The organism is Stomatobaculum sp., from assembly GCF_057248925.1.
The window spans coordinates 1-6,547 of record NZ_DBHIHF010000041.1; the positions used below are offsets into that span (position 1 = coordinate 1).

The following is a 6,547-nucleotide window of genomic DNA, read 5'->3' on the forward strand; positions in this document are numbered from 1 at the left end:
CGGACTGCCGGCCGTATTGAACCGGGCGCTTCCGCCGTCGGCGCTACTGCCGCCGCTGCGACCGCCGTTGCCCCGGCCGCCGCCGCCGCTGCTGCCGCCCGACAGGTTGTTATTCTGCTGCGCGTTATAGTGCCGGTAGCGCGGATTTAAAATATCGTCGTACTGCGCAAGCGTCTGCAGAATCGAGTTGAGAGCCGCCTGCAGCTCCGCGAGACTTGCGCGCGGCGCTGTCCGCTCTAGCACTGCCAGCGCATCTCGGATGCCGTAGAGCTCCGGTCTGCCCGCGACGCCGTGCACGCCGTTCACGAGGTCTGCGGTCTCCTGCCGCTTTAAGAAGAAGTCGTCCGCAATGCGGATTGCGCGGCGGGTTGCCTCGTCGAGCTGCCGTCTGGTATCGTTCAGCTCCGCGCGGTTGTTTTCATAATACGCGTAGAGCGTGAGAGGCTTTCGCACCGGCGTACCGAGATCAAAGCCCTGGTAGCGGTCATTCCGCCTGCTCCAGACCGGGTCTGCGTGCAGACGATACTCGACGCCGTCGGCATCGACCGCATAAGGATCCGGCGCAACGAGACCGCCGAGCGCATCGCTGCCCGCATAGTCGCTGTCCTCCGCCGTTTCTCCGCGCCGCACCTTGAAGCGATAGCGCGGCTGCACCGCATTCGGCGCCTCATTGAGGAAGGTCAGGCGATATGCCTTCGAGTAAACGAGGTAGTAGCGGACACCCGCCTTCGCGGTGAAATGGAACAATCCGCCGTTTTCCTCGACGCTGCCGGACAAGGTCTGCAGCGCAACACCGACATAGCCGCCGCTCGGCTGCTCCTCGAAGAGCTCATAGTCGAGCATATCGTTGTCCTTGGTTTCGAGCTGCACATAGGTCTCAAAGGTTGCATTCGAGGGTGTCGCGTTGACTTTTCTGCCGTCCACATAGCGCTCGATATCGGTTTTCAGCTCAAAGGCCGCCGTATAAGCGTCCGGATGCTGCGTGCCCGCAATGCTGACAGTCTTTAACGCGTTTGATGCGGTCTGCGGCACCTCTCTCTTGCTGTAGACCGTGCGATATTCGACCTTCGCGCCGTTCACGCCCGAGAGGACGCGGTCCTCCGGCGTGGTGAGCAGCGCAGACAGTCTCGCCTTCTCGTCCGGCACCAGCGAAAACTCGCCCTTTGCCGCGTTGCGGCTTTCGTCCGAGACTGCGGCATCCGTGCCCGGCCCTGCCTCATACTCTGCTTCCAGCACGAGGTTACTCGCCGGCATCGTAAAGGTTACGGCCGCCTGTCCCGGTTGGAACGTCACATCCGGGATATACCCCGCGACGACACGCCACCCCTTGAATGCCGCCCCCGCGGCGTTGACAAGCGGCGCGTTCAGTTCCACGGTCTCGCCCGCGTGCGCGTCGCTGTCAAAGGTTCCGTTGACCGCCCGCGCCGCAATGGTCTGAATCTCACCCTCATAGGTCTGAATCATGAACTTCGGCGTCTCAACCGCCTCCGGATCCGGATTCTGATTCGGCAGCGGGATGCTGACCGGGTGTCCCGGTCCGACCTTTGCGTGCGGCGACGCCGGATGTGCCGCGATGACGGTCGCAATCGCATCGCCCGGCTGCACGGTGACATCTCCCGTCGCCTCATAGACCACAAGCTGTTCACCCGGTATCCGGTTGTCAAAGTAACTGCGCCCCGCAATCGAACCCGGCACAATGTCGAGCACCGCGCCCGAAGGATCGGTCAGAATGTACTGATAGCCGGGCTTGGTGTCAAAGACCGTCACGCGCCCCGTATTGTCGGAGAGCAGGCCGCCGACCGCATCCACATCCTGCGCCGGAAGGCCGAAGACAATCGGATTCTTCACATATCTGAGCCGATAGGTTTCACCGTCTTGCAGGACTGTCGAGGTATCCGCCTTGCTGCCGTTGCCCGTATACCAGTCCTCGCGCACATAGTTCGCGATGCCGGTAAACGCGGCGTCGGCGCTCGCCCGGATGCTACCGAAGAGACTGTCCTTCTTGACATGGTACTGCAGGCGCATGCCCGGCACCGGCAGCGTGTTGCTGTCATAAGGCGCAATCGCGACATCAATCCAGTAGGCCGGATTCTCCCGGTAGTACGCCGTGAGCACCGTATCGGCCGTAAACCTGTCGGTGTCGGCCGCAAGTGTTTCGCCTGCGTCGAGCATTCCGTTGCCGTTGTCGTTCACAATCCAACCCGCAAAGTCGTAGTAGGGACTCTCGCTGACCGTGACAACCGGCACCAGCCGCTTTGCCTTGATGTCCGCAAAGGTGTAGCCCTCGGTCGCCGTGCTTCCGGCGCGGAGTACTTCCGCGTAGAGCTGCCCGGCCGCGTCGGTCTTTACATCCACCGAAGCCCCCGTCGTCGTGAGGCTGCCGTGTGCACCTGGCAGGTAGCTGAGTTTCACCCACTGACTGCTGTCGCGGTGATAGTCGAGATTCAGGTCCAGTTCGCCGCCCGGCATGGTCGTCGTATAGCTCTGCGCATTGCCGCTCACGCTGACAGTGCCGCTCCCCACAGGCGCATCGCTAAAACCAGGCTCCGTCGCGCTATAGCGATAGCCGTAAATCTGCGGGAAGGTCTCGGTGAGCGCGGCGCCGATCGGCCGGTTCGAAATCTGCTGCGGTTTTAAGACCTGCAGTGCGGGATCCAGACTGTCCGCATCCCGGAAGCTCATCACAAACGGGACACCGGTGCCGTCCGGTTCGAGATAAATCTCGATTTTCACATCCTGGTTCGGCATCTCGGCCGTCAAAGTCGTGCCGGTGATGTCCACATTCCGCACCGCGGAGACAAAGTGATTGGTCGCAGTCGGCAGGCTCGGCTGACCGCCCTGCACGACCCGGAAAGGCGTGCTGCCGTTGACCCGGTAACCGGTCGGCAGGCTGAGGCTCTGACTGATCTGTGTCTCCGGGAGATAGCGCACCGTGATCGGCGCCGTACCCGGCACCAGACCGCCCGGCGCTGCCGCCGTGCCCGTGTGATATTCCATCGTGAAATTCGCCTTGTCGCTCTCCGCGTTGCCCGGGACATAGTGGAACGCAATCGCCACATCCTGGTTCGGCATGATGCCCTGATAGTCGCCGTTTGCCTGCCAGTTCGAGTCCACACCGCCGACCAGGTTTTTCAGCGAGGTCGGTGTGACCTCGGACAGGTTCCGGTCCGGCAAGAGCCGGTAGCCCGGAATCAGCTTGTTGCCGACTGTAAACGCCGTCTGGAAGGTAATCGGCACAGCCGCTGTCTGGTGGAACAAGATCGAGCCGTCGCCGTTCATATACTGTGCGTAGAGCTGATAGTGAATGCTCGGATCCGGCTTCCACTGTACATAGTAGGTCTTGATGCCCGACACAAAGGTCAGGAGATACTGTCCCGCCGCATTGGCCGTGACAGCCGCGCCCGTGCCGTCCGCGTTCTCGGTCAGTTTGTCGATCACATAGCCGTAGCGTGTCGGCAGCGGCGCCACGGTCTGTGCGCCCGCCATTCCGTTCGTCGAGTTCAGCCCCGGAAGTCCGCCGTTGCCGTTAATGACAATGCGGCCCATGTCGTCGCGGTAACGGTACTGGAGATTAACCGTGTCATTCGGCATCACAAAGTTCGAGAGTGTGCCGTCTGTCGCCGACAGCGCTGCGCCGCTGCCGAGCGGAACCGATAGTTCCGCGTGATCAAAGACATAGCGGGTGCTGCCCGACACAAAGCTCTGCAGGGCGACCGGAAGTCCCGCGACCGTCAGATTGCTGCCGACCAGTTCGTCGGAACTCTGCGTCGTGAGCACCGGAGACCCGGAAATCGGCAGACCGTACAAGTCCGTGATGCTCCGATTCAACTTTTGCATGACCGCGTGCAGGACAATCGACGTGCCGCTCTTCTTTTTCACAATGCCGACCGCCGTGTTGTCCTTTTCGAAGCGATCCAGCGCGCCATCGGCATTGACCGCAACCGGAACATCCGTTGTCGCGGTCGGCAGCACGGCGGTCGTAAAGCCTATGGTCGAAGATGCATCCAGCGGGTCCGAGGCGCTGACTGCGACTGTCTTCCCCGCCGTGAGATACAGATTTTCGGCCTTACCAGCGGCATTCTGGTTTCCGGTCAGCTGCACCGCGCCGCCGACCGTTAAGCTGCCGCCCGCGCCGAGGTACACAGCGCCCTCGGAGACTGTCGGTGTGACAGCCGTGTCCGTATGCGCGCTGTTATTCCGGATGGTCAGCGGATACTGCCTGCCCGTCTCCCCGCTCGCGGCAAATTCAACATTGCCGCCGGTGATGCCGAGCGCACCGCTTCCACCGCCCTCGAGCACGGTTTTTGCGCCGAGCGAGAGCGTTCCCGCCGTATTTTTTAACATGAAGTCGCCGCTGCCGTTTGCAAAGCGGAGATCCTCAATCGCGACCGGCACCGTGCCCTGGTTGTTCACAAACAGCGGCCCGCTGTAGCCCGCCGCGGGCGCAATGGTCTTGGTCTCGGTTCCGAAGCTCACCGAAGTCGCATTCTGCCGGATATCCGTGCTCGCAAGTGTCAGCGTGCCGCTACTGCCGACCTTGCTCGCGTCGATGGTCAGCGGCGCGGTAAGCGCCTGGTCGTCTTCAAAGTAGATGACCGCATTTTTGTCCTTTGCGAGTTGCAGTGCCCGGTCAAAACTATTCACCGGGTGATCAAATGTGCCGCTGTTTCCGTCATTGCCGCCGCTCGAGACATAAATTGCAGCTTCGACATAGCTGTAGGCGACACGCTTATGGATGGTCTCTCCCGGGTGGAGATTTAACTCCCAGGAGAAAGCCGGTGAGAGATCCGAATCGGCGAGCGCATGTCCGGTCAAGGCGCCCGCTCCCGCCACCGGATTGAACTGATATGTCCCGTGCGTTTTCGTGTCATAGCCGCTGTGGAAGGCGTATTGCAAGCGGCGATCGAACTTCCCGATCCACTTGCTGCCCGGCGCCGAGGTGCCGAGCGTCGCATCGTCGAGGATAATGTTCACCGTCGCTATATCCCCGCTCTTTCTCGCATAAAAGCCGCGGTCCGTGCTGATCATGTCTTTCACCTGACCCTCGCCCGAAGGGTAAACACCGGAATATCCCGGAATATGCACCAGCTTCTCATTGACCGAGAGATCGTAGGCCATGCCCGCATAGAACTTCTGTCCGCCCGGCGGCAGATTCTCCCGCCCGTAGAAATAGTAGTCGGCGTAGACATAGCGGCCCGCAACCCGGGTCTCGACCTGGGTCTCAATCGTGCGATAGCGCCCGGAAGGACCGAAGCGCGTGGTCTCGACCGCGCCGTTCTTTGCGACCAGCGCCGCGCCGCTCAGGTTCTGGTTTGCGCCGTTCGCTACATTGCCCCCCGCGAGTTCCGAGGCCCTCTGCCCCATCTTCGCGATGTAGTAGGTATTTCCCTGACCGTCATGTTCCGCAACGCCCGGCCAGTAGCCGGTTCCGCCGGACCCCGTTGTGGTATCCACCTGCTTCGGATACGGCGCGGATCCCTGATCCGTGTCCGGCATCACGATGTAAAGCGGAATGCCGTTGCCCTCGAGGCCGTTGTCGGAATCCAGCGTGATGCCGGGTTCCGAGCCGTCCGCATTTTTTCCGCGGATGTTATAGCGGCTTGAGCGCAGCGCCGGGCTCAGCTCGCGGTCGTCATTCCCCACCTTCCAGGAAAAGGTCATGCTGTGGTTCGTGGTCTCGCCGCTCTGCGGGAGCGCCGGCACAGCGGGCTGCAACTCCGTGGCCGCCAGCGCCTCAAGACTCGCCGCGGGCACAAAAACAGAGAGCAGTCCGAGCGCTGCGCTGAGTCCCAGACTCAGTGCGGACCGCCCCGCTCTCCGCATCCAACTTGCTCCTGACACTCGTTTTTCCAAATGGCACCTCACAAAAAATTAAGAAATGATGAATAATTATAGCAGATATACAGCACTTGTCCAGTAAAAATGCAAAAAAAGAGCTCCCCGGAGGGAGCCCTTCTTGTGAAGCGAAAAGGATGGTCTTACGGTGTCTCGCGAATCCAGGCACCGGAGGCGTCCACATGGTAGCCGTCCGGCGTCTTCTCGCCCGCAAACATGGAGCCGTACGGTCTGCCGCCGCGGTTTGCATAGACCCAGCGGTTTGTCTCGCTGTTCCAGTCCCAGGTCGGCGCCGGCGTCTCCGGATTGAAGTAGTACCAGACGCCGTCGATTTGCTGCCAGCCGGTCAGCATAGCACCGGTCAAGAGATTCAGGTAATACCATCTGCCGTCTGCGCTGTCATGGTACCAGCCCTTGTCCATAGAACCGAACCAGCCGTCGTGATTGGTCGAGAGGTGGAACCAGGTGCCCTGATCATTCTTCCACCAGCCGCTGTCCATCACGCCGTCGGCATCAAAGTGATAGCTGTAAATCTTCGTCTCGCCGCCGTAGGTGTAGGCGATATCCGCCCAGCTGCCTCTGATTTTCTTTCCGGCACCGAGGTCAAAGTACCAGCCATGCTGTGCGACATCGAAGTTGACCCAGTTGCCTTCCGCACCGTTCTGATAGACGCGGTTGCCTGTGCCGGTCGGGGTTGTGCCGCCGCGCAGGC

Annotated in this window: 1 protein-coding gene and 1 pseudogene; both read right to left on the reverse strand. The window is 61.2% G+C overall.

Translation table 11 applies throughout. The annotated features are described in order from the left end of the window. Positions 1–5,823, reverse strand: a 5,823-nt coding sequence (locus ACO4XG_RS10795; RefSeq protein WP_308509424.1) for an InlB B-repeat-containing protein, incomplete at its 3' end; no start/stop codon positions are given. A gap of 155 nt (positions 5,824–5,978) precedes the next feature. After that, positions 5,979–6,547 (reverse strand): annotated as a pseudogene (locus tag ACO4XG_RS10800) (InlB B-repeat-containing protein); the annotation flags it as partial.